Source organism: Bradyrhizobium sp. 613_E4_N2_2 (assembly GCF_052075995.1).
In the GTDB taxonomy this organism is placed as follows: Bacteria; Pseudomonadota; Alphaproteobacteria; order Rhizobiales; family Xanthobacteraceae; genus Bradyrhizobium; species Bradyrhizobium barranii.
Window position 1 is genome coordinate 4,105,063 of sequence record NZ_CP197234.1, and the last position, 24,207, is coordinate 4,129,269.

23 protein-coding genes and 2 riboswitches are annotated in these 24,207 nt (G+C 63.5%); of the genes, 16 read left to right on the forward strand and 7 right to left on the reverse strand.

The genetic code is table 11. From position 1 onward, the window contains the following. Nucleotides 1-126 precede the first annotated feature (126 nt). The 7 genes from AB7290_RS19560 (at nucleotide 127) to AB7290_RS19590 (ending at nucleotide 5,567) form a co-directional block, all read left to right on the forward strand. Nucleotides 127-303, forward strand: a complete 177-nt coding sequence (locus tag AB7290_RS19560; protein WP_166341944.1) for a hypothetical protein — start codon at nucleotides 127-129, stop codon at nucleotides 301-303. A 152-nt stretch (nucleotides 304-455) separates the two neighbouring features. Next, nucleotides 456-668 (forward strand): hypothetical protein, encoded by a 213-nt coding sequence (locus tag AB7290_RS19565; RefSeq protein WP_063983092.1) that lies wholly within the window; start codon nucleotides 456-458, stop codon nucleotides 666-668. A 102-nt stretch (nucleotides 669-770) separates the two neighbouring features. Further along, nucleotides 771-1,028: a hypothetical protein gene (locus AB7290_RS19570; RefSeq protein WP_085404628.1), complete on the forward strand. Its 258-nt coding sequence runs from the start codon at nucleotides 771-773 to the stop codon at nucleotides 1,026-1,028. A 128-nt stretch (nucleotides 1,029-1,156) separates the two neighbouring features. Continuing rightward, nucleotides 1,157-1,378 carry a hypothetical protein gene (locus AB7290_RS19575; RefSeq protein ID WP_085404629.1) on the forward strand — a complete coding sequence of 74 codons (222 nt, stop codon included), beginning with the start codon at nucleotides 1,157-1,159 and terminating at the stop codon, nucleotides 1,376-1,378. A gap of 75 nt (nucleotides 1,379-1,453) precedes the next feature. After that, nucleotides 1,454-1,667: riboswitch (cobalamin riboswitch) on the forward strand. Nucleotides 1,668-1,781: 114 nt separating this feature from the next. Continuing rightward, the gene (locus AB7290_RS19580; protein ID WP_085404630.1) at nucleotides 1,782-3,899 is read left to right on the forward strand and encodes a TonB-dependent receptor domain-containing protein; all 2,118 of its coding nucleotides are present in this window, start codon (nucleotides 1,782-1,784) and stop codon (nucleotides 3,897-3,899) included. 17 nt (nucleotides 3,900-3,916) lie between these two features. Then, nucleotides 3,917-4,927: a DUF6925 family protein gene (locus AB7290_RS19585; RefSeq protein WP_085404631.1), complete on the forward strand. Its 1,011-nt coding sequence runs from the start codon at nucleotides 3,917-3,919 to the stop codon at nucleotides 4,925-4,927. A 61-nt stretch (nucleotides 4,928-4,988) separates the two neighbouring features. Continuing rightward, nucleotides 4,989-5,567, forward strand: a complete 579-nt coding sequence (locus AB7290_RS19590) for a hypothetical protein (protein ID WP_063983095.1) — start codon at nucleotides 4,989-4,991, stop codon at nucleotides 5,565-5,567. 84 nt (nucleotides 5,568-5,651) lie between these two features. Here AB7290_RS19590 and AB7290_RS19595 read toward each other — a convergent pair whose 3' ends face one another. Beyond that, complete coding sequence (locus AB7290_RS19595; protein ID WP_085404632.1) at nucleotides 5,652-6,536, reverse strand: LysR family transcriptional regulator; 885 nt, start codon at nucleotides 6,534-6,536, stop codon at nucleotides 5,652-5,654. A gap of 156 nt (nucleotides 6,537-6,692) precedes the next feature. Between AB7290_RS19595 and AB7290_RS19600 the strand changes: the two genes are divergently transcribed. The 9 genes from AB7290_RS19600 to AB7290_RS19640 all read left to right on the forward strand — a co-directional run bounded on the left by AB7290_RS19600 (nucleotide 6,693) and on the right by AB7290_RS19640 (nucleotide 18,813). Then, on the forward strand, nucleotides 6,693-8,054 hold the full coding sequence (locus tag AB7290_RS19600; protein ID WP_085404633.1) for an MFS transporter: 1,362 nt from the start codon (nucleotides 6,693-6,695) through the stop codon (nucleotides 8,052-8,054). A gap of 38 nt (nucleotides 8,055-8,092) precedes the next feature. Next, nucleotides 8,093-9,286 carry an L-talarate/galactarate dehydratase gene (locus tag AB7290_RS19605; protein WP_085404634.1) on the forward strand — a complete coding sequence of 398 codons (1,194 nt, stop codon included), beginning with the start codon at nucleotides 8,093-8,095 and terminating at the stop codon, nucleotides 9,284-9,286. Between the two features lie 6 nt (nucleotides 9,287-9,292). Then, nucleotides 9,293-10,078 (forward strand): ribonuclease activity regulator RraA, encoded by a 786-nt coding sequence (locus AB7290_RS19610; protein ID WP_085404635.1) that lies wholly within the window; start codon nucleotides 9,293-9,295, stop codon nucleotides 10,076-10,078. A gap of 1 nt (nucleotide 10,079) precedes the next feature. Continuing rightward, nucleotides 10,080-10,529: a nuclear transport factor 2 family protein gene (locus AB7290_RS19615; RefSeq protein WP_085404636.1), complete on the forward strand. Its 450-nt coding sequence runs from the start codon at nucleotides 10,080-10,082 to the stop codon at nucleotides 10,527-10,529. A 387-nt stretch (nucleotides 10,530-10,916) separates the two neighbouring features. Continuing rightward, a riboswitch (cobalamin riboswitch) is annotated at nucleotides 10,917-11,134 on the forward strand. A 122-nt stretch (nucleotides 11,135-11,256) separates the two neighbouring features. Continuing rightward, the gene (locus tag AB7290_RS19620) at nucleotides 11,257-14,160 is read left to right on the forward strand and encodes a ribonucleoside-diphosphate reductase subunit alpha (protein WP_354115203.1); all 2,904 of its coding nucleotides are present in this window, start codon (nucleotides 11,257-11,259) and stop codon (nucleotides 14,158-14,160) included. A gap of 10 nt (nucleotides 14,161-14,170) precedes the next feature. Continuing rightward, nucleotides 14,171-15,325, forward strand: a complete 1,155-nt coding sequence (locus AB7290_RS19625; RefSeq protein ID WP_085404748.1) for a ribonucleotide-diphosphate reductase subunit beta — start codon at nucleotides 14,171-14,173, stop codon at nucleotides 15,323-15,325. 75 nt (nucleotides 15,326-15,400) lie between these two features. Then, nucleotides 15,401-15,859 (forward strand): GNAT family N-acetyltransferase, encoded by a 459-nt coding sequence (locus tag AB7290_RS19630; RefSeq protein WP_085404639.1) that lies wholly within the window; start codon nucleotides 15,401-15,403, stop codon nucleotides 15,857-15,859. A gap of 412 nt (nucleotides 15,860-16,271) precedes the next feature. Continuing rightward, the gene (gene ilvD / locus AB7290_RS19635) at nucleotides 16,272-17,996 is read left to right on the forward strand and encodes a dihydroxy-acid dehydratase (protein ID WP_085404640.1); all 1,725 of its coding nucleotides are present in this window, start codon (nucleotides 16,272-16,274) and stop codon (nucleotides 17,994-17,996) included. Further along, the gene (locus AB7290_RS19640) at nucleotides 17,983-18,813 is read left to right on the forward strand and encodes a tetratricopeptide repeat protein (protein ID WP_085404641.1); all 831 of its coding nucleotides are present in this window, start codon (nucleotides 17,983-17,985) and stop codon (nucleotides 18,811-18,813) included. The genes ilvD and AB7290_RS19640 overlap by 14 nt, the downstream gene beginning before the upstream one ends. Before the next feature lie 105 nt (nucleotides 18,814-18,918). Here the strand turns inward: AB7290_RS19640 and xth are convergent, their stop codons facing one another. From xth to AB7290_RS19670, 6 genes are all read right to left on the reverse strand, one after another. Next, entirely contained in the window at nucleotides 18,919-19,716 is a 798-nt protein-coding gene (gene xth, locus AB7290_RS19645; RefSeq protein WP_441253573.1) for an exodeoxyribonuclease III, read from the reverse strand. A 116-nt stretch (nucleotides 19,717-19,832) separates the two neighbouring features. Beyond that, nucleotides 19,833-20,762: a phage late control D family protein gene (locus AB7290_RS19650; protein ID WP_441253575.1), complete on the reverse strand. Its 930-nt coding sequence runs from the start codon at nucleotides 20,760-20,762 to the stop codon at nucleotides 19,833-19,835. A 116-nt stretch (nucleotides 20,763-20,878) separates the two neighbouring features. After that, nucleotides 20,879-21,094, reverse strand: coding sequence for a tail protein X (locus tag AB7290_RS19655; protein WP_441253577.1), 216 nt, complete (start codon nucleotides 21,092-21,094; stop codon nucleotides 20,879-20,881). Next, nucleotides 21,094-21,552, reverse strand: coding sequence for a phage tail protein (locus tag AB7290_RS19660; protein ID WP_441253579.1), 459 nt, complete (start codon nucleotides 21,550-21,552; stop codon nucleotides 21,094-21,096). Before AB7290_RS19660 ends, AB7290_RS19655 begins: the two co-directional genes overlap by 1 nt. After that, nucleotides 21,552-23,759, reverse strand: coding sequence for a phage tail tape measure protein (locus tag AB7290_RS19665; RefSeq protein ID WP_441253581.1), 2,208 nt, complete (start codon nucleotides 23,757-23,759; stop codon nucleotides 21,552-21,554). The genes AB7290_RS19660 and AB7290_RS19665 overlap by 1 nt, the downstream gene beginning before the upstream one ends. Nucleotides 23,760-23,882: 123 nt before the next feature. After that, entirely contained in the window at nucleotides 23,883-24,137 is a 255-nt protein-coding gene (locus AB7290_RS19670; protein WP_441253583.1) for a phage tail assembly protein, read from the reverse strand. Nucleotides 24,138-24,207: the final 70 nt, after the last annotated feature.

Consider the following 24,207-nt stretch of genomic DNA (forward strand, 5'->3'; position numbering starts at 1 on the left):
CCGTTCTTGCTGGGCTTGCACCGCCCTTGCTGGAAAAAACGTTTCTACTGGATAACGATGTTCGCCGTGACCTATTTCTCAGGCTTAGGTTTGACGTCCCTTGTGGCGTTTGATGGGGACACGCCGATGACAGAACTTCATGACAGGCTGGAACGGTTCGAGACGCTCACCGCCGAATGCGAGCTGATTGCCAAGCTCGCCACCGACAGCACCAAGCGCGAGTTCTATCTGAGACTCTCGGAGCAGTACCGTCAGCTGGCGGTGGATATGCGGAAGGCGATCGCGACCAAGGCCGCGGCCTGACGCCACCTGCAATCCGTTCTTAATGTTTGGCGCGCATCCTTTGAGGATGCGAGCGTCGCGATCATGATTGCTCGCATTGGGAATGCCGAGGTCCGTTGCGGTGCAGCGCATCTCGCTGACGTCGCTTTGCCGCTCCTAACCAGGGCAATCCCATGCGCCTTCTCGCAGTCCTCATCTTCGCGCTCATGACGGCCGCCTGCAACCAGGAGCAGGACATCACCGGCTCGACCCCGGTCTGTGCGATGCGGAACTACAGCTCCTACAATCCCCGCGACATGAACCAGTGCGTTGCCGCCTGCAAGGCGTGCGACCACGGCAACACCGTCACCTGCACCACGTCATGCACCCTCAAGGGTGCCCACTGAGCGGCGGCGCTGGCTGGAGCTAGCGCTGAGGGTGCTCGGGCACCGGAACGATTCACATGGGTTAGTCATTGAAGCGGCAGGCAGGACGCGGAGTCCTATGGAATGGGTATGCTCGATCCCGGTCGGTTCCTGGTGTCGTGCTCGCATTGCGATGCATGGCCGATGGCGGCCAACGTCAAACGTTCGAGCTGGTCTTCGTCGCCGCACGAGGTCCGCTTCGTATGCCCGCGCTGTCGCCGCGAGGAGACCGCCATCATCTCGGCCTCCGGTGAGCTGACCCCGATCCGGCGCATCGACGCTCCGCTGCGCGACGTCACCGCGGCCTGGGCTCAGGCCCAGCGGCCAAGAGGTCGGGCGTAGCCCGCCCGTCACAGGACCAAGAGATCGGGCGTAGTCGGCTCTGCGCAACGCCTTGCGCGGTCCTTTTTTGGAACCCGGCCTACGCCGACGCGTTTCCGCTCCGACATCAACGCACCGAGGCCCTGCGAATGATCAGCGAGCATTTCGACACCCGCACCCGGATCAACATGAAGCTGGCGCTGGATCGGGTCTGCCGCAATCGCCCGGTCGGCGAGGACCATTGCTTTCGCAGGTCCGTTGCCGAGAACATCATCCGCTGCGCGCTCACAGGCCGCACCGGCATCGGCCAGCTCGTCGATGCCGGCGAGCGGGCGATGATCAGGACGCGTTCGGAGCGGGAGACGGCCTGATTGCGCCGGCTCAATCTCCGGTGCGGTGCTTTGCCCGTCATGCAACCGGCCGATTGACTCTCCGCTTGCCCGCCCCGTAGATTGGCCGGTGACGGTTCTCCTCACGGAGATCAAAAGGGAACGTGGTGCGAGGTTTTCCCGATACCGGGATATTCTCAACGCCACGGCTGCCCCCGCAACTGTAAGCGGTGAATCTTTCGTCATATGCCACTGGGAATCTCGGTCCTGGGAAGGCGACGTAAGGTAACGACCCGCGAGCCAGGAGACCTGCCGTCAGCCGTGGTCACACGCGAAGATGTCGGTCGGGGAGTACAGACATTAGCTTCACCGGAGCAATCGAACGCTCTGCCGTGAAACCTCGTTCGCTGTGACGTGCCACTGACGTCATACCGAGGTTACAAGAGTGTCCCGTATTGTCTTTGCCGCCAGGCGCTTCCGCGCCGGCGTTGTCGCGTTCGTTTCCCTGTATTCGCTCGATCTGTCCATTGCCCAGGCCCAGCAATCGGCATCGCCCGATCTGCTGCCGCCGGTCGAGGTCGCGCCGACCGAGCGTCCGGCCAAGCCGCAAGTCGCGCGGCCTGCGCCGGACAAGCCCGAGCGGCAGCGCGTCGCTCGGTTGCCGAAACCCGAGCTGGTGCCGGCGTCGCCCCCGGTTGCCGGGGTATCCGCGGCCAACCTGTTTCCGACGGTCGTCGTCAGTCCGACGGGCGTTGTCACTCCGACCAATCTGGTTGCGAGCTCGGTGACGGTTCTGACCGCCAGAGACATGGAGCGCGATCAGCGCCGGACCGCATCCGATGCGCTGAGCGCGGTTCCTGGCCTGAACCTCGTGCAGACCGGCGGTCCGGGCGGACAGACGTCGATCTTCATGCGCGGAACGAATTCCAACCACACCAAGGTCCTGATCGACGGCATCGATGTCAGCGATCCCGGCAACCCGAACCGTTCGTTTGATTTCGGCCAGTTGCTCACCTCCGACATTCAGCAGATCGAAGTCCTGCGCGGTCCGCAGGGCGGTCTCTACGGCGCAGACGCGCTGGGGGGCGTGATCTCCATCGTGACGAAGAAGGGCGACGGTCCCGCCCGCGCCACCGGCTCGGTCGAGGGAGGCTCGTTCGGAACGTTCAATCAAACTGCAAGTCTGAGCGGTTCACAGGACCACTTCAACTATGCCTTCAACGTCGCGCATTTCCACGCGAACGACGTGCCGGTGACACCGGTCGAATTGCTGCCGCCGGGGCAGAAGGCGATCGGCAACTATTACGACAACATGACCTATTCGACGAAGCTTGGCGCCGAATTGAGCGAAAACCTGACGCTCAACGGCGTCGCGCGGTATACTGACGCCACCCTGCGCTTTACCGGAGACACTTTCGATCCCGTCACATCCGCGAGCTTTCCCGCGGCCGCGCAAAGCACGCAGACGGTGCACCAGCTCTTCACGCGCGGGGAGGCGGTCTGGTCCGCTCTCGACGACCGGATGAAAAGCTATTTCGGCGTCAACTACACCAATCACTGGAACTACAACATCTCGCCCGGCAACGCGATGGCCACGATCACGACCGGCGACCGCGTCAAGTATGATTGGCACACCACGACCCAGCTCGCGCCCAACAACAATGTCATCATTGGTGCGGAGCATGAGACCGAAACACTGCAAACGGCGACGGTTTCGGCGCAAAACGTCAACAAGGCCGGATATATGGAGCTGCAGTCCCAGTTCCGGGATCGAGTCTTCTTCACGGCCAACGTCCGGCAGGACGACAACGAGCGGTTTGGAGAGCATCCGACCTTTCGTCTGGCGTCTGCCGTGATCGTGCCGGTCACGGATACGAAGTTCAAGGGAAGCTACGGCACGGGGTTCAAGGCGCCGACGCTTAACCAGCTTTACGTCAGCTTTCCCGCGTTCTTCTTCTTTGCAAATCCCAACCTCAGGCCCGAGGAAAGCGTCGGATTCGACGCCGGCTTCGAGCAACCCTTGTTTGGCGATCGCGTTCGCTTCGGGTCGGCCTACTTCCGCAACAACATCACGGACCTGATCCAGAGCACGTTCGATCCCCTGACGTTCACGAGCACCAACACCAATATCGGCAAGGCGATCACGGAGGGCACGGAGAGCTTCGTCGCGGCTGCGATCACGGACCGGCTTCGCGTTCGTGCCGACTACACTTTTACCCGCGCGGTGGATGCGACGGCGGGACTGGAGCTGCTGAGGCGTCCGAAGGAGAAGTGGAGCGCAAATGTCATCTGGAATCCGATCGACCCGCTCACATTGTCCGCAACCGTGTTGCACGTCGGGAGTTTCGTCGATGGTAACCGCGACTTCAGCATTCTGCGTCTGCTGGCTCCGGCCTACACTGTCGTCAACGTCGCAGCCGAATATCTGGTCACCGACCAGGTGAAGGTGTTCGGCCGGGTCGATAATCTCGCCAATGTGCACTATCAAAATCCGACTGGCTTTCTGCAGCCGGGACTGGGCGTCTATGGCGGCATTCGCCTGGCGAATTACGACGTCAGATAGCGAGAGAGAGAAGCCTCATGACGACGGCCGATCCGCTCATGGACCTGATCGCAAGCCAGCTTGCCGACGCTGAGGCCGGCTGGAGCGTCGGCACGTTCGGTGCCATTGCCGAGTTCACACGCGAGCCCGGTGAGGCCTTCGATATGGAGCAGTCGCGCAACGGGGGCAGCGTCGTGACGCAGAAGGGTGGGATGCGCGTTGTCTCCCACCCGGGCCTGCGCCTGATAGCATCGGAATCGCCGACCACGGAGAGCTGGAGCCACCGCATCGCATTGTGCCTTCCGCATGAAGCCAGCGCCATGAGTGGTCGTACCGTGCTGACCGAGCTCGGTCCGGATATCGAGGCGCTCCTGACGAGGGATCGCAGCGGCATCCTGTTCGACCTTGGCCTCGGAACGTTGCAGGTCGACGCCTGCATCCGCGTCAGCGATGCCGATGCCGTCGCCGCGCTCAGGAGCCGCACGGGCCAATCCGTGTTCGCGCCCGAAAGCGACGCCATGCGGATCATTCTGGCCGCCAATCCGCACCGCGTCTTCACCAGCCGTATCGGGCGCGCCGAGGTATTCCAGCCGATCCCGCCGCCGGGTGGGCGAAGCCCTGACGGCCCGCACACCCACGTCCTGCCAAAGCTGCTCGCGCATCGCCGCACCCATGCCGCCACCGAGCCGCTGCCTGAGTGGTGGATCCCCTGCGCGCATCTCTATCCGGCCCATCCGCTGCGCGATCAGCTCGGCCGCAAGCGCGCTTTTCGGCCGGATCATCACGCAGCCTTCCAGGCGCTGCTCGAACTCTATGGGCTGCCGGAGCTGACGGCGTGCAAGAGGGCCGTGGTCGAGGCGGTCGCGAAGGGGCGGGGACCTGAGATGGTGACGCTTCCGCCCGATCGCACGGCGCGCGCCACCGTTCGCGTGGCCTTGCGTCAATTGGCGGCCAAGGAGCCGCACACGGCGGCACTCGCCGCCTGGCTTGCCGCCTACGACCGGCGCGATCCAGCCGAGACTGAAGATCCCATGGAGGCTCTTCACTGAGTCAGACGTGATGCTACGTTCCAGCAAAATTGTGCTACAAATCCTACAAGGAGATCGTTCCATGACTGTCACCATCCTGCCGCCCCACGCCGACCGTTTCCGCCTTCATCCGGTCGCGTCGCGCCTCGCGCCGATGTTCTGCTTTGCGCTGCTGACGGTGTCATGCGCGCTCGCGAGCTTCGCGCTTGCCTGCGCGACGCCGTTTGCGGCGTTCGCCGTCGTCGCCGCCGCAATGCTGCCGATGCGTCCGGCGCTGCTCGTCGTCACTGGCGCCTGGCTCGTGAACCAGACCATCGGCTTCGGCGTGCTGCACTATCCCATCGATGGCAGCACCATCGCCTGGGGCTTTGTCATCGGTGCTGCCGCGTTGCTGTCGACGGCAGCGGCATCGACCGTTCTCCGCCTGCTGCCGCAGGGCCGCACGCCGCTGATGCTGGCCATCGCGCTCGTCGCCGCCTATGCCGCCTATGAGCTCGCGCTGCTTGCCGCGACGCCGTTCCTTGGCGGAGAGGGCGCGTTCACTGCGGCCATCGTGACGCGCATCGGGCTGACCAGCGCCGTCTGGCTCGCCGGCCTCGTCGCCGCCTGCGAGATCGTCCGCCTGGTCGATCCGTTCGGGCGCGCGATGCGGAACGCGTAGGACGCCTCCGGAGTCTCCAGGTCCGGTCGTTGCGATGACCGGACTTTGCCCCACCACCGCAGGGCACCGCGCTTCAGGCTGCGCTCAGCGTGCGGTCCGGAACGCAAGTTCGCGCAGCCGAGGCAGGGCGGTGTTGCGGTTGTCACTGCGCCAGATCGCATGGAGTTCGGCGAAGACCGATGGTCCGAGCCTGATCGGGCGAAACACGACGTTGTCGAAACAGGCGTTGCGTGTTTCGTCCGGGACGATCGCAAGGCCGAGACCTGCGCTGACCAGCGACAAGATAGCCTGTGCCTGACTCATCGATTGCACGACCTGGGGCCGGATGCCATTGGCGTCGAACGCCGCCGTCAAGAGCGCGCGCATATATGGACCGCCCGACGAATACATGATGAAGGGCTGGCCCTCGAGATGCGACAGCTCCGGCCGGCGTCGCACCGCGAGCGGATGGTCAAGCGGCAGCGCAAGGGCAAGCCCTTCACGGAAGACGCTCGCGCTTCTAATTGGCTTCTCCGTCTCGATCGGCCGAACCAATCCGAGATCGATCCGGCCCGACCTCAGTGCATCGAGCTGCTGGCGCGATGTCAGCTCCTCAAAGGTGATCTCGATATCCGGCAGTTCATCGCGAACTCGCGTTGCGAGCCAGGGCAAATAGCCGTACGTCGTCGCGCCGACGAACCCGATTGACAGCGCTCCACCGGCGAGCGACGCGGCTTGCCGGGCGGCTTTGACCGCATGCTCGCGCTGCTGAAGCATCGCGCGGGCCTCGCTCAGGAAGGCGCGTCCGGCCGCGGTCAGCCTGACCGATCGGCTGGTGCGCTCGAGCAGCTTGACGGCAAGCGTTGCCTCCAGGATCTGGATCTGCCGGCTGAGCGGCGGCTGCGTCATATTCAGCCGCTTGGCGGCACGACCGAAATTCAGCTCATCGGCCACCGCCACGAACGCGCGTACCTGTCCGAACTCGATCATTGATACCTTTTCTGGATCAATTAAATCCAAAAATGAGTTTAGACCTGAATTGATCGCTGATCTAGCTTTCTCGCGTCCGATCGTCGCTGGCGTTCCGGACATCCACGGTCGCCGAAGGCGGCCGGGCAAACAAAATCGGGAAAGAAGGGGAGCAGCGTGGCCACGGAGCAGAAGCCGTCCGCACGGACGCATTATCGTTTCGTCACTCTGGCGTTGATCACCATCCTGCTCGCGCTCAGCAGCGGCGACCGGGCGACGCTATCGATCGCCGGGCCGAACATGTCGAAGGCGCTCGGCATCACGCCGGTCGAGCTCGGCTGGATGTTTTCGGCGTTCGCGTGGGCCTATGTACTTGCGCATCTTCCCGCTGGCTGGATCGCGGATCGGCTCGGTGCGAAACAGACCATTTTGGGCGGATTGATCTTGTGGTCGCTCGTCACCTTCCTGATGAGCTGCGTCGGCTGGGCCAGCTACCCGTTCCTGGTGATGCTGATCCTGCGCTTCATGCTCGGTGTCTTCGAGTCGCCTGTCGGCCCCGCGGCCGGGCGTATCATCGCGGCGTGGTTTCCGTCCGCGGAGCGCGGCGTCGCGGGCGCCATTTTCAACAGCGCCCAATATGTCTCGCTCGTCCTCTTCACGCCGCTGATGGGCTTCCTCGATCACCGCTTCGGCTGGGAGCACATTTTTGGCGTGATGGGCGTGCTGGGCTTCCTGTTCGCGGCGCTCTGGGCCGTCGCCTACTACCCGCCGAGTCGTCATCCCAAAATTGGAGCCGCAGAGCTCGATCATCTGCGTGCCGGAGGCGCGCTGGTCGAACTCGGCGGGGCATCGTCTGCCGCCGCTGCGGAGCAGGGGCCGCGCTGGTCTGATCTCGCCGAGCTGTTCAGGAGCCGCATGCTCTTCGGCATCTTCCTGGCGCAATACGGCATCTCGTCCATCACCTGGTTCTTCGTGTCCTGGTTTCCGACCTACCTCGTCAAGGACCGCGGCCTGTCGGTGCTCGATGCGAGCCTGATCGCGACCATCCCCGCCATCTGCGGCTTCGTCGGCGGCGTTACCACAGGCTTTTTCACCGACTGGCTGTTCAAGCGCACCGGTTCGCTCAGCATCGCGCGCAAGACCCCGATCACGGTCGGCCTCGTCATGACGGTGCTGATCATCGGCTGCAACTACACGGACTCCACGGTCCTGATCACCGTGCTGATGAGCGCGGCCTTCTTCGGCAAGGGTTTTGGCTCGCTGGGCTGGACGGTCGTTGCCGACACTGCGCCCAAGGAGGTGATCGGGCTCACGGGCGGCGTCTTCAACGCCGTCGGCAACACCGCCGGAATCGTGACGCCTGTTGCGATCGGCTACATCCTCTCCGCCACCGGATCGTTCAACGGCGCGTTGCTGTATGTCGGCCTGCATGGGCTGCTGGCCGTGCTCTGTTACTGGGTCATCGTCGGGCCGATCGAGCGTCTCGTCATTCGCGAAGGCAGCGGGCTGATCCGCTCCGCGCCGGTCGCTGCCGAATGACATCATTTCCCGTAAATCCACATCGATAGGAGAAAGCCATGAACTACCAGGTCAACGCGCGCATTATCGCCAACCCGCTCGCGGCAGGGCTCGCAGCCGGGGAAGCGACGACGGACCGGATCGCATGGGTGAGGACGTCGCTCGTCTTCCTGCCGCTCGCCCAGGCGATCAGCGATGCCAAGGTTCTCACCGGCCGGCAAAAGCCCCTCACCGAGATCGCCTTCCTGTTTGCCGAGATCGAGACCGAGAACGGCCACAGCGGCATCGGCTACAGCTATTCGAAGCGTGCCGGTGGTCCGGGGCAGTTTGCGCACGCCAGGGAGATCGCCGGCGACCTGATCGGCGAGGATCCGAACGACATCGCGCGTCTGTGGGACAAGCTCGTCTGGGCCGGCGCCTCGGTCGGCCGCAGCGGCATGTCCACGCAGGCCATCGCCGCCTTCGACATCGCGCTGTGGGATCTCAAGGCCAAGCGCGCCAAGCTGCCGCTGGCAAAGCTGCTCGGTGCCCATCGTGACTCCGTGCGCTGCTACAACACCTCGGGCGGATATCTTTCGATGCCGATCGAGGAGGTGAAAGAACGCGTCAGCATGGCGCTCGACAGGGGCATCGGCGCCATCAAGCTGAAGGTCGGCCAGCCCGATCCGATGGTCGACCTCAAGCGCATCGAGGCGGTTCGCAACCATATCGGCGACGTTCCGCTGGCGATCGACGCCAACCAGCAATGGGACCGCACCACGGCGCTGCGCTTCGGCCGCATCGCCGAGCAATTCAACCTGACCTGGATCGAGGAGCCGCTCGACGCCTACGATTACGAAGGTCATGCGGCGCTGGCGGCCGAGCTTGCGACCCCGATTGCGACCGGCGAGATGTTGACCAGCATCGACGAGCATTACGAGCTGATCCGCAACAATTCGGTCGATTTCATCCAGCCGGATGCACCGCGCGTCGGCGGCATCACGCCGTTCCTCAAGATCCTCGCGCTCGCCGACCACAAGAAGCTCCAGCTTGCGCCGCACTATTGCATGGAGATCCATCTGCACCTGACCGCGGCCTATGCCCGGGAGCCCTGGGTCGAGCATTTCGAGTGGTCGGAGGCGATGTTCAACGAGAAGCTCGAGGTCGTGAACGGCCGCATGATCGTGCCGAACCGACCGGGCCTCGGCTTCAGCCTGTCGGAGCAGGCGCGCGCCTGGGCCCGTGACGTCCACGAGGTCGGAAAGCGCCCCTGAGGGAGGATGGCCATGTACGAACCAAAGACGAAGCTTAGTCCCCTGGATCCGTCTGTCATCCGCCGGCTGAAGGATGTCTCCTCGGGTTCGCTGACCACCGAGCTGTTCAAGAAAGGCCTGCGCCAGTGCTTCCTGGTCGGGCTGGTGCCGATGAACAAGGACGCGGTCCGCTTCGCCGGCGAGGCCTTCACCATGCGCATGATCCCGGCGCGAGAGGATCTCGATACCATAGAGACGCTCACGCCGTATCCGAACGCGGACAATCTGCAGTGGGAAGCGGTCGAGAGTATCCCGCCCGGCCATGTCCTGGTGATCGACAGCCGTAACGATCCGCGCGCGGCCTCTGCGGGCGCTATGCTGCCGACGCGGATGAAGGTGCGGGGCGCCGCGGCCATTGTCACTGATGGTGCGTTTCGTGACGGCCAGGAGCTGGCGCGGCTCGATTTCCCCGCCTATGCCCGGCAGGTCACGGCATCGACGCGGTTGTCGTATCATCGCGTCGCGGATCTGAATATTCCAATCGCCTGCGCCGACGTGGCGGTCTACCCGGGCGACATCATCGTCGGTGACGGTGACGGCATCACGGTCGTGCCACGGCATTTGGCCGCCGAAATGGCCGACCTCTGCGAGAGGCGGGACCAGCTCGAGAAGTACCTGTCGTATCGTATCAGTGCGGGCGAGCCGCTCTACGGCGTCTATCCGCCCACACCTGCCGTGCGCGCCGACTTTGAGGCCTGGAAAAAGGCCGGTGCGGATCCGGCGCGGGCCACGACGATCCGGGCGGGAGCCTGACATGAGCAAGACATCGCCCGCCGCCATGGAGGCGACGATCCGTCGCTATTTCGACGCCTGCAACGCCGCCGACTACGATGCCTTGATGGCCTGCTTCACAGCGGACGCGGTTCACTACTTCCCACCCGGCTTGCCGGACATTCCATGGCGTGGCGCCGATACCATCGCGCGCAAATGGATCTGGTGCGTCGAGAATCTCGGGTCGCGATGGACGATCGAAAAGATTCTTTGCTCGTCGACGTCGCCGGAAGCCGTGATCGAATGGACGCACTGGAAGCGCACGCATGGCACGGCGCTTCGCGGCGACGAATGGTACGCGTTCGAAGGGGCGAGCGGTCGCATCAAGGAGATCAGGGCTTATTATGCGGCGCCCGCCGATCCCTCGGCTCGGATCTGCGAACTCGTCGATTTCGACTATCGCGATCGCGGCTATCACCTTTCGTCCGAATAGCGTCGAGCGTCCACGCCGTTCCTGGGCGGCGAGGGCGCCTTCACCGCCGTCATCGTGACGCGCATCGGGCTGACCAGCTCGGTCTGGCTCGCCGGCCAGCGATGCTCGCCGTGCGGCGAAACGAGGACCTTTGCGGAGAAGCACCTCGGTGCAATCAGGGCGAAAATTGCGGAGCTGCGCGTGCTGGAAGCGACAGTGACGTCGCTGGTGAGCGGCTGCGAGGCGACATGCAGCGGCAGCGTCGCGCCGGACTGTGTGATCCTGCAGTCGGGCCGTGGGTCACACAGCGCGCCAAGCTGAAGAGCGCCCCAAGTGCGAATTCCCGCATTCCACAGGGAACAGAGCTTCTGACCCGCAACGAATCGTTGACACCCGGCTGCATATGTCACCACATGTGGGCGTCACGGTTCCGCTGGATCGCAAGATTTAGTGGCTAAGAGGGAAGCCGGTGAACCGCGCGAGAGCGCGGAATTCCGGCGCTGCCCCCGCAACTGTCAGCAGCGAGCTGCTTCCGAACAATCGTCACTGGCGCCTTTCGCGCCGGGAAGACGGGAAGTGGGCGACGACCTGCGAGCCAGGAGACCTGCCGCGACAATCTGAACGTCCACGGGCGGGGTGTCCGGCGGTCGCTTGCATGCACCGCCCGGCAACTCTGCTGCCGGCGTTTCTGCAGCGTCCTTCCTTACAGCCCCGCTCAAACACAACGCGCGCATCACGGGGCCCATTGATGTCACTGAACCTGCACGACGCGGACACCGCTTCCGCACCCATCGTTCATTTGCGTCCACAATCGCTTGCGCCTGCTTCGAGCGAGCCGGCCATGCAGATCATCCGTCGCAACGGCAAGGTCTCGCCGTTCGATTCCGCCAAGATCGCGGTCGCCATGACCAAGGCTTTCCTTGCGGTCGAAGGCACCAGCGCGGTCGCCTCACGCCGCGTCCATGAGAGCGTGGAGCAGCTGACGGCCGAAGTCGTCACTGCGCTGATGCGGCGGGCAGGCGAGGGACGCACCTTCCATATCGAGGACGTGCAGGACCAGGTCGAGCTCGCCTTGATGCGGAGCGAGCACCACAAGGTCGCACGCGCCTATGTGCTGTACCGCGAGGAGCGGTCGCGCCAGCGCGCCGAGGAGGCGGCCGCGGAAGCGACGCCCGCTGTCGCGCCGGCACTTCAGGTCACGCTCGCCGACGGTTCGCGCGTTGGTCTCGACGCCAAGCGGCTTGCGCTGATTATCGGCGAAGCCTGCGCCGACCTCGACGGCGTTTCCGCGGCACCCGTGCTCACCGAGACCACCCGCAATCTCTACGACGGCATCAGCCAGGACGAACTGGCGCTGGCCTCGATCATGGCCGGGCGCACGCTGGTCGAGGAGGAGCCGAACTACGCCTATGTCAGCGCGCGCCTGCTGCTGGACAAGCTGCGCGGCGAGGTGCTGTCCTATGTCCATGCCGTGCCGACCTCCGCCTCGCAGGCCGATATGGCTGTACGCTATGTCGAATATTTCCCGGCCTATGTGAAGACCGGCATTGCCGCCGAACTGCTCGATCCTGAACTGGCCCGCTTCGACCTCGGCCGGATCGCGGCTGCACTCAAGCCCGAGCGCGACCTGAATTTCCAGTTCCTCGGCCTCCAGACACTTTACGACCGCTACTTCCTGCACGTCCGCGGCAAGCGGATCGAACTGCCGCAAGCCTTCTTCATGCGCGTCGCGATGGGTCTTGCGGTTCGCGAGATCGACCGCGAAGCCAAGGCGATCGAGTTCTACGATCTGCTGTCGTCGTTCGACTTCATGGCCTCGACGCCGACGCTGTTTAATTCGGGTACGCTGCGTCCGCAATTGTCGTCCTGTTTTCTCACAACCGTCTCGGACGATCTCGACGGCATCTTCAAGTCGATCAAGGACAACGCACTGCTGGCAAAATATTCCGGCGGCCTCGGCAACGACTGGACGCCGGTCCGCGGTCTCGGCGCCCACATCAAGGGCACCAACGGCGAGAGCCAGGGCATCATCCCGTTCCTGAAGGTTGCCAACGACACCGCGATTGCCGTCAACCAGGGCGGCAAGCGCAAGGGCGCGGTCTGCGCCTATCTTGAGACCTGGCACGTCGACATCGAGGAATTCCTCGACCTGCGCAAGAACACCGGCGACGACCGCCGCCGCACCCACGACATGAACACCGCCAATTGGGTGCCGGACCTGTTCATGCAGCGCGTCGATGCCGATGGCGAATGGACGCTGTTCTCGCCTGACGAGACGCCCGATTTGCACGATCTCTATGGCGAGGCGTTCAAGACGGCTTACGAGGCCTATGAGGCCAGGGCGAAAGCCGGCGGCATGCGCGTCTTCAAGACCGTGCGCGCGAGCGACCTCTGGCGTCGCATGCTGACCATGCTGTTCGAGACCGGTCATCCCTGGATCACCTTCAAGGACCCCTGCAATCTGCGTTCGCCGCAGCGGCACGTTGGCGTGATCCACTCGTCGAACCTCTGCACCGAGATCACGCTGAACACCTCCGCCGACGAGGTCGCGGTCTGCAATCTCGGCTCCATCAACATGCTCAACCATGTCGGTCCCAATGGACTCGACCATGCCAAGCTGAAGCGGACGGTGACGACAGCAGTACGGATGCTCGACAACGTCATCGACATCAATTTCTACACCATCCCCGAGGCGCGGCGTTCCAACATGCGTCATCGTCCCGTCGGGCTCGGCCTGATGGGCTTTCAGGAAGCGCTTCAGGTCCAGCGCATTCCGACCGCGTCCGACGCGGCCGTGGCGTTTGCCGACACCAGCATGGAGGCAATCTCGTTCCACGCGATCGAAGCGTCGTCCGATCTCGCCGCGGAGCGCGGACGCTATCCGAGCTTCGAGGGCTCGCTGTGGTCGAAGGGCATCTTGCCGCTCGACTCCATCCAGCTTCTCGCCGACTCGCGCGGTGGTCTCGACGTCGATCGCTCCGCAACGCTCGACTGGGATCGCCTGCGCAAGAAGGTCACGTCCAGCGGCATGCGCAACTCGAACGTCATGGCGATCGCGCCGACGGCGACGATCTCCAACATCTGCGGCGTCTCGCAGTCGATCGAGCCGAACTATCAGAACCTGTTCGTGAAATCGAACATGTCCGGCGACTTCACGGTCGTGAACGAGTTCCTGGTGCGCGACCTCAAGGCGAGGGGGCTTTGGGACGAGGTGATGGTCTCCGACCTCAAATATTTCGACGGCAGCGTCGGCCAGATCGACCGCGTTCCTGACGATCTGAAGGCGCTCTACGCCACCGCCTTCGAGATCGACAGCGCCTGGCTGATCGAGGCGGCCGCGCGCCGGCAGAAATGGATCGACCAGTCGCAGTCGCTCAACCTCTACATCGCCAATCCCTCCGGCAAGAAGCTCGATGCGCTCTACCGGCTGGCCTGGCGGCGCGGCTTGAAGACGACCTACTATTTGCGCTCGCGCAGCGCCACGCATGTCGAGAAATCGACGTTGAAGGGCACCGACGGAAAGCTCAATGCGGTGTCCGCGTCAGTGGCAGTGTCGCACGCGCCGATCATGATGCCGACCGCGGCAACGCCGGACCTCGACGGCATCAAGGCCTGCCGGATCGACGATCCCGAATGCGAAGCGTGCCAGTGAGGAGATGACGATGCTCGACTGGTCCGATACCGAAACCACAGCAGTCGCTCCGGCCGCCTCAAGTCTCGCCACCGCACTGCGTCCGCAGACCCAGCTCAAGCTCGAGCCGGCCGACCCGACCGGCTTAGGCGCGATCGATCGCGCCGGCGGCCGCGTCTCCGTCGACGAGAAGCGGATGATCAACTGCCGCGCCGACGTCAACCAGCTGCTTCCGCTGAAGTACAAATGGGCCTGGGAGAAGTATCTTTCAGGCTGCAACAATCACTGGATGCCGACCGAAGTCTCGATGCAGGCCGACATCGCGCTATGGAAGTCGCGGGACGGGCTGACCGAGGACGAGCGGCGCGCGATCAAGCGCAATCTCGGATTCTTCGCGGCTTCCGAATCGCTGGTCGCCAACAACATCGTGCTGGCGATCTATCGCCATCTCACCAATCCGGAGTGCCGGCAGTACCTCCTTCGGCAGGCCTTCGAGGAGGCGGTTCACACCCACACCTTCCAGTATATCGTCGAAAGCCTCGGGCTCGACGAGGGCGAGCTGTTCAACATGTACCGTGAGGTGCCGTCGATCACGGACAAGGCGGCCTGGGCGCTCAAGCACACGCAGCACCTGGACGATCCGTCGTTCCAGACGGGGACGCCGGATAGCGACCGCGCCTTCCTGCGCGATCTCGTCGCCTTCTATGTCGTGTTCGAGGGGATGTGGTTCTACACCGGCTTCGCGCAGATCCTGTCGCTTGGCCGCCGTAACAAGATGGTCGGCATCGCCGAGCAGTATCAATACATCCTGCGCGACGAGAGCATCCATCTCAACTTCGGCATCGACGTGATCAACCAGATCAAGATCGAGAACCCGCATCTGTGGACGGCGGCATTCCAGGACGAGGTTCGCGGCATGATCCGTGATGCAGCCGAATTAGAGGCCGCCTACGGACGGGACACGATGCCGCGCGGCTTCCTCGGCCTGAATGCTGCGCTGTGCGAGCAGTACATGCACTTCATCGCCAACCGCCGCTGTGCGCAGATCGGGCTCGCTCCGGTGTTCGCCGAGGTCGAGAACCCGTTCCCGTGGATGTCGGAGGCAATGGATCTGAAGAAGGAGAAGAACTTCTTCGAGACCCGCGTCATCGAATACCAGAATGGTGGTGCGCTGACTTGGGAATAGCACCGATCATGGCTATGCCGCGGGCGTGCCACCTGTGCTTAAACGGTGGCACGCGTGCGGCAGCAGGGGGATGAGGTGGAGATCAGACGAGACGATCCGACGGCGCCCTATGTCGCCGATTTGTTGGCACATCATCTCGAGGAGCTGCGCAGCGTCATGGCCGAGCGCGCCTTCGCTCTCGATGCCACCGGCCTTTCGGCTGCCACCGTGACCTTCTGGACGGCTTGGCAGGACGATGTCCTGCTCGGGTTCGGTGCGCTGAAGGAGCTGGATCATACGCATGGCGAGGTGAAGTCGATGCGTGCCGCGCCGGCTGCACGGGGCACCGGGGTAGGGCGCGCACTGCTGGGCCATATCATCGCTGAAGCCCGCAGGCGGGGTTACGTGCACCTCAGCCTGGAGACCGGCACGGCAGCCCTGCACGCGCCCGCCATCTCGCTCTACCGCAGCGCCGGTTTCGTCTCCTGCTCGCCGTTCGCCGACTATGAGGCGAGCCCGCACAACCAGTTCATGCGGCTCGACCTGACGGATTGAGCTGGGCGCTTGGCGCTCATCACTCCTGCCTCAGGATGACGGGGTTGGTACTGCGGGCCGCCGCGACTCAGGTGAGGCACACTCCGTTCCTGAGACCCGCGCTGGGGTGCGCCTGAACAGATCTGAAATCTCAAGTTGTGTATTGTCATATTCACGAGGGTATCGCAGTAAGCCAACCCGTGTCTTCCCGGTAACGATTGTGCTGTCCCTGCAACACTCATCTTGGATTAAACCCTTATCTCCGTCCGTTCGCATCAGCGCCGCTTTTTAGCCACACCCGAACATGAATAAAATCGCTCTAAAGTTTGAAGGGCATCGGCGGTCTTCGAAGGACGGAAAATCCCAAGGTCGATTCAAATCTTGGCTCTGATTTTTCGGGTCTGAAAGGGTTGGCCGGGGAAACTGGTTTGCGATGGACGCAAAGACCGACATCAAGCAGAGGCTGCCGAGCCGTCACGTGACGGAAGGCCCGACGCGCGCGCCGCACCGGTCCTACTTCTACGCCATGGGTCTGACCACCGAGCAGATCCACCAGCCCTTCGTCGGCGTCGCCTCCTGCTGGAACGAGGCCGCCCCCTGCAACATTTCCCTGATGCGCCAGGCCCAGGCGGTGAAGAAGGGCGTCGCGTCGGCCGGCGGCACTCCCCGTGAATTCTGCACCATCACCGTTACCGATGGCATCGCCATGGGCCATGACGGCATGCGCTCGTCGTTGCCGTCGCGCGAGTGCATCGCCGATTCCGTCGAGCTGACCGTGCGCGGCCACGCCTATGATGCGCTCGTGGGCCTTGCCGGTTGCGACAAGTCGCTGCCGGGCATGATGATGGCGATGGTCCGTCTCAACGTGCCCTCGATCTTCATCTACGGCGGCTCGATCCTGCCCGGCAATTTCCGCGGCCAGCAGGTCACCGTCCAGGACATGTTCGAGGCGGTCGGCAAGCACTCGGTCGGCGCCATGTCGGACGAGGACCTCGACGAGATCGAGCGCGTGGCGTGCCCCTCGGCGGGCGCCTGCGGCGCACAGTTCACCGCCAACACCATGGCGACCGTCTCCGAGGCGATTGGCTTGGCGCTGCCGTACTCGGCCGGCGCCCCGGCACCGTATGAAATCCGCGACGCTTTCTGCATGACCGCGGGCGAGAAGGTTATGGACCTGATCTCCTCCAACCTCCGGCCGCGCGACATCGTGACACGGAAGGCGCTGGAGAACGCCGCCGCCGTGGTCGCGGCGTCCGGCGGCTCGACCAATGCTGCACTGCACCTGCCGGCGATCGCGCATGAGTGCGGCATTAAGTTCGACCTGTTCGACGTCGCCGAAATCTTCAAAAAGACACCATATGTCGCGGATTTGAAGCCGGGTGGCCGTTATGTCGCCAAAGACATGTTTGAAGTAGGTGGCATACCGCTTCTGATGAAGACGCTGCTCGACAACGGATTTCTCCACGGCGACTGCATTACGGTCACCGGTCGAACGATCGCCGAAAACCTCAAAAGCGTGAAGTGGAATCCGCACCAGGATGTGGTGCACCCGGCAGACAAGCCGATCACCGTCACTGGTGGTGTGGTTGGTCTGAAGGGCAATTTGGCGCCAGAAGGTGCGATCGTGAAAGTCGCGGGAATGTCTAACCTGAGGTTCACCGGTCCGGCGCGATGCTTCGACCGGGAAGAGGACGCCTTTGAGGCCGTCCAGAACCGCACCTACAGGGAAGGCGAAGTCATCGTGATCCGCTACGAGGGCCCCAAGGGCGGTCCCGGCATGCGGGAAATGCTCCAGACCACCGCGGCGCTGACCGGCCAGGGCATGGGCGGCAAGATCGCGCTCATCACCGACGGCCGCTTCTCCGGCGCCACCCGCGGCTTCTGCATCGGCCATGTCGGGCCGGAAGCCGCCATCGGCGGCCCGATCGGGCTGCTCGAGGATGGCGACATCATCGAGATCGACGCGGTCGTAGGTACCCTTAACGTAAAATTGAGCGACCAAGAGCTCGCCCAGCGCAAGACCAAATGGAGCGCTCGCGCGACTAACCACACGTCGGGTGCGCTCTGGAAGTATGCTCAGCAGGTTGGACCAGCGGTCGGTGGGGCAGTAACCCATCCGGGCGGCGCGCACGAGAAACAGTGCTATGCGGACATCTAAGCGTGCCATAGTTGCGTTTGTGTTGGGGGTCGGTGCGCTGGCCGCGCCGGCGCTCGCCTTTGACGGTTCGGCCAGCAAGGACGCGGCCCTCCCGGTCGTGACCGCCTTGCCGGGCGCCGCGGGTGCCGTGCGCAGCAAGGTGGCGGCACCGGCGACCACGCCCCAGGAAACCTCGCTCAGCGCCCTGCAATATGCCGCCGAAGGCGGTCATCCCGGCGCTCAGTTCAAGCTCGGCCGCATGTATGCCAACGGCGACGGCGTCGCCCAGGACGATGTGCGCGCCTTCGAATATTTCAGCCGCATCGCCAATGCGCATGCCGAGGACAGCCCGTCGGCGCCGCAGGCGCAGGTCGTGGCCAACGCCTTCGTCGCGCTCGGCCGCTACTATCTGAGCGGTATCCCGAACTCGAAGATCAAGCCGGATTCGGACCGGGCGCGGGAGATGTTCTCCTATGCGGCCTCCTATTTCGGCAATGCGGATGCGCAGTACGATCTCGCCCGGCTGTATCTGAAGACCCCGGACGCCTCGCGCGAGGACTTCCGCTATGGCGCGCGCTGGCTCGGCCTTGCCGCCCAGAAGGGCCAGCACGAGGCGCAGGCGCTGCTCGGCCAGATGCTGTTCAATGGCGACCGCCTGCCGCGGCAGGCCGCGCGTGGCCTGATGTGGCTGACGCTGGCGCGTGACAGCGCCGGTATCGAGGAAACCTGGATCAAGGAAAGCTACAACCGCGCTTTCGCCAAGGCCTCGGACGACGACCGCGCCATGTGCCTGCAAATGCTGGAACAGTGGGTGCAGGGCGTTCAGGGCCGCCGGTAGTAGGTACCCCCGCCGGGTAGGTTAGCCCGCGGCTGCGCAAAGCGCAGTCCGCTGGCTGCGCAAAGCGCAGTCCGCCGGCGCCATCCAGCACCTCCAGGCATCTGCTCAAGCCGCCTCCAGATCCAGATCCGCCCATACCGGCACGTGGTCCGACGGCTTCTCCCAAGCCCGCACATAGCTGTCGATGCCGACATTGGCGAGCCGGTCGCTGGCCTGCGGCGACAGCAGCAGATGGTCGATCCTCAAGCCATGGTTTTTCTGCCAGGCGCCGGCCTGGTAGTCCCAGAAGGTATAGAGCCCGGGCTCGTCGGTGACCGCGCGCAACGCGTCGGTGAGGCCGAGGCCCAGCAGGGACTGAAAGCTCTCCCGCGTCTCGGCCTTGAACAGGGCGTCCTCGGTCCAGGCGGCGGGATTATGGACGTCGCGGGCATGCGGGATGACGTTGAAGTCGCCTGCGAGGATCAGCGGCTCCTCGGCCTTGAGGCGCTCCCTCGAATACTCAAGAAGCCGCGACATCCATTTGAGCTTGTAGGGATATTTTTCGGTCCCGACCGGATTGCCATTGGGAAGATAGAGGCAGGCGATGCGCAGCACGCCGTGCTTGAGCGTGACCACGCCCTCGAGGAAACGGGCATGGGCGTCCTCGTCGTCGCCGGCGAGGCCCGACTTGGTCTCGTCGAAGCGGAGCTTCGAGAGCAAGGCGACGCCGTTGAAGGTCTTCTGACCGTGGGTGACCACGTTGTAGCCCAGCGCCTCGATCTCCAGCCGCGGGAAGGCCTCGTCGACGCATTTGATCTCCTGGAGGCAGACGATGTCGGGCTGGCACTCCTTCAGCCAGGTCAACAGCAGGTCGATCCGCTGCCGGACCGAGTTCACGTTCCAGGTGGCAATTCGCACTGACATCGTAAGTACCTCATTTTATACATGGTTTCTTAGCCGACTGTCCAGTGATACCCCCTGGCATACCACCAACGACTCGCGGCTCATTTCACGTCATGTACTATCACGCCAGCGGTTCTTCATTCATCCGTGTCGGTCGCGCCGCCGCTGGTTGCGTCCTGCACGTCCTTGTTCGAATTCGGACGCTCGCACTCGACGGTCGTCGTCCACGATTTCTTCGTGAGCCGGTGCACCACGCGGGTCGCCAGCCATTCGCCCGCCAGCTCGGCGCGGAACTCGTCGCCCAGGACGACGGTCGCCTCGGCGGAAAGGTTCTCGTCGCCGGGTAGCGTCAGCTCCAGGCTGATTTCGCCACGGGCACGCCGCGACAGCTCGGCCTCGGCCGCCGACTTCGCCATGTCCTCGTTCTTGAAGCCGAAGCGCAGGCGTTTCACCGGGTCGCCCTTGCCGACGATCACCTCGTGGTGCTTCGCCTTGCCCTTGTCGTGCCAGAACGCGACAACGGTTCCCGGCGATTCGCGCGTGCGCTCGCTGTAGCTGAAACCCTTCAGGTCGCTAGGGACGACAGTCACGGCCGGCATGTCGGCGCCGCTGGCGCTCTTGCTGTCACCCCGCTTTACGAACAGGAGCTTGCCGCCCGCCGGCTTCGCGATGGCGTCGTATTTGCGCGCCAGTCGCACCAGGAAGCTGATGTCGCTCTCGGCCGTCTGGTCGATGTGCGGGAGCTGCACGCTCGCCAGGGACGGCGATACGGCGGACTCCATGCCGTGGTCCTTCGCCATTTTCGACACCATGGCGCCGATGGTCGTCCCCGCCGGCCAGCTATGGGTCTTCTGCGTCTGGAAATCCGTTTTCCCCTTCGGCGTGCCTTCGTAGGTCGACGCGCGAGCGCGAATGGTCATCGTCTGCGGCCAGCCTTCCAGCTCGATTTCGTCGACGACGAACATCCCCATGCGTCGCGTGGTGCCGTCGTAACCGATGAACACCTCCAGCTCGGCGCCGGTCGGCGGTTTCTTGATCGGCCGCAGCGGGTCGGTGTCGGCCAGCACGATTTCCACGGCGTCGGATGTCAGGCCGGTTTCGTCGGTCAGCGTGAGTGACGACAGTCGTTCGTCGATAGCCGACGTGATGTCGTTGTCGTTGGCGACGACACGATATACCGGCGTCAATCCCACAGCGTCACCGCGTTGTCGGTGTTCGCCGGCAGGATGATGTCGGGCAGGGTGACGGCTACACCGGCAGGGAGCACGGCGCCACGGTCGGCCAGTCCAGGGTTCGCGGCCAGCACGTCGTTGAGGATGGCGGCGTCGCAGCGGCCGTATTGCTTCCAGGCGATTTCGTCGACGACGTCGCCCGCGCTGGTGATGTAGGTCTGCGCCATTACGCGTACCTCCGAAGCCGCACGCTGAATTCTTGCCGGCGGAACGAACCGTCAGGACTGTGAATGGACTGCGTTTCCTCGATACCGAGGATCACCCAATCGCCGAGCACGCCGCCAAACGCGTCGATGAGCTGGTAAGGCACGCCGGCCTCGGCGAGCTTGCGAAGGTCGTCCACCTGGCGGCTTCCTCCCTTCCAGTCGGGGAACACGACACCCGGCAACGTGATAGCGTCATCGTCCGGCCCCATGTACTGGAGCGCGGGGAGCTTGCCGAACCGTTCGACGTCGCCCCAGGCGTACGACGAACGGCGCTGCATTTCTTGGAACACGGCGGTGTTCAGGCTGAACTTGAACGTGCCGAGCATCAGAAGGACGGGTGCGTTGCCGCTGTCGTTACCGAGGAACGCGTCTTGCGCCAGGTCGATGAGGCCGGTCAGGGTTTCGCGAAGGCCAGGCATTAGTGCTGCGCTCCATCGACGAGTGCCCCTCGGGAGGAAACGCCCTGCTGTTTTTGCATTTCACGCGCAACCCTTCGGGCGAACGCGTCGGCATCCTCGCCAGGCTGTTGCGTGATGTTCTGCGTGATGTTCTGCGTGACGGGCGGCGGGGTCGATGCCCTCCTGTCCGTAGCCATAGAAGGAACCATCACATTGGAGGCGTCGGACTCCCACTTCGACGCAAGCTCGTCCGACGTGACTTTTTGCACAGTCACGCCTGCGGCCGACTTCTCCCAAAAGGATGCCATCTTGTTCTGTTCGGCGACGACCTTCCCGAGCGTTACCTCTTCCTTCTTTTCCTCGACAATGCCGAGTGCGGACAGGATGTCGCGAACGACATTCTTGATTCCGCTCGCGATGCCGCCAAACAGGTCAGCGGTGTAATTACCGAAGCCAGAAAATACTTGCTTCAGCCCATCGAGCGCGCGCGGGAAATCGAGAGTGAAGATGCCGGCGATGACGTTCCACCAGCCTTTGAACATGGTCGTCACGTCATTCCACAGCCTGGAGAAAAAATCTTTGACGCCGCCCCAATGCTTGTAAATTTCGTAGACCAGTCCGGCGATGGCCGCGCCGATTAGGAATATCGGGTTCGCGAGGATCGTCAAACCGACCCATCGAATCGTGGTGCCGAGGAACCTAAAAGCCTTTCCGAGTAGGGTGGTGCTGGTCGCGGTAACCGCAGCGCTTGCACGCACGCCAGCGAGCACCTCCATGAACAGAAGGAACGGCGCCTTGATCCACGTCATGGTGTAGCCAAGAACAACGCCGGCAAGGCGAAGCGCCGCGAACGCGGCCACCGTCTTCACCACGGCGCCGACAAGCCTGGGATTTTTCTCGGTGAAGTCCGCCATGCGGTCGACAAGATTTGCGAGCTTGTCGGCGGCCGAGCCTACACCAGGCGTCAGTGCATGGCCGAGCGCGATGCTCAGTCGACCTACCGACTGGCCCAGCCTGTCCATCTGCTGTTTTGCGGTTGACGTCACTTTCGCCAGGTCGCGGTCCGTGACGCCTGTGGCGCCAAGCGCTTTTCCCTTGATCCGCTGGTATTCACCCCAGTTCTGCATCAGCGGACGCAGGAAGTTCTGTACCTGCATGTCTTGGAACAAGTCGCCGAGTTTCTTCTGGTCGCCCTGCGTGGCCTTCATGATCGCGGCCACGGCCGCTTCGAACGGGTTGCTTCCCGACTTCTGCGCGTCCTTGATGATCTTGTTCAGGTCGAGATTGAAATTCTTCTTCGCCTTCTTCAGCGTCTCCGGCGAAAGCACTTTCGCCAGGAAGTTGCGCATGTTGTTCGCGGCTTCGTCCGGGTCCGCTGCGCCCTTGCGCGCGATTTCCAGGGCCGCGCCGAGAGTCGCGACCGCTTCATTGCCCTGCATCTTAAGCGCGACGAACGACGAGCCGAGGGCGGGCAGCGTGCGCGCCATGTCCTTCAGCTCGACGTTACCTTCCTTGCCCGCTTGCGCCAGGATGTCGAGGCCCTTCTGAAGATCAGTCGGGCTTACCTTCAGCGCATCCATGAGCGTGAAAGCAGCTTTCGACAAATCTTCGATGTCGGCGCCGGAAGCGGTCGCGGTGCGCCCGATGGTTTCGATACTTTCGGTGGCGCGCTTGGCGTCGAGGCCGGCAGCGATAAGGAAGCCGGCGGCCTTCTGCACGGTCTGCGCCGACTGGCCGACACGCGACGACACTTCGACGATGGTACGGCCGAGTTCGCTGGCCTGCGCCGTCGTCATATCGGCAGTGTTGCCGATGAGCGTCATTTCCTTGTCAAACGCGGCGGCGTCCTTGATCGTTTTCGCCACCGGCAGAGTAACGGCTGCCCCGATAGCGAATGCCTCGCCGAGTTGGCCGCGATACTGTGCGCGCTTGTTGAGGTTAGCCTGTCGCGCTGCGGATGCCCGCGCAAGGCGACCCTGCGCGGTGCGAAGGCGGTCAACCTCACGCGTGATGGCGGCGTACTCGGCCTGCATGTGGCCGACGTTGCGGCCCTGCGCATGGACGATCTTCATTGAATCGGCAAGCAATCGCTGACGCCGCGTCAGGTTGCCGATTTCCGTTCCGATTTTCTTTAGGCCGTCCTGCGCCGAGCCAAGCGCGCCCTTAAGCGCGCCCGTGATGGTGCCCCCTAGAACGATGGAAGCATTGATTTTCTTGCTGCTAGCCATTGTTCTTAGGTAGTTCGCTCAGATATTCAAGAAATCGCGAGACGGGGAAATTTGTTATCTCAGCTTCCGCCCACCCCGTATGCGAAGCGAGCACGATCACACCCCTGCGGATGTAGTCGTCCGTCAGGACATGAAAAGCTTGAACGCCTCCTGGAGACGGCCATAGTTCTTGATGCTCAACTGGTCAAGCTCGGCGGGCGTCATCTGACACAGGTCGCCGAACATTTTCAGCTCGGTATCTTCCGCGCTCTTGCTCGACTTCTGTGCGGCGCGCATGTCGAGCACCTTCGGCTCGCGCATGGTGACGGTCTTACCATCGGTCAGCGTGATGACCGCCTCGGAGCCGTCGACGATGATGTATTCGGGGGTGTCGCTCATGTAGTTGCCTCGTGGTTGAAGAAACCGGCGGCGCTTGGCCGCCGGTTAGGTGTTCAGAACGCAGTAGTGT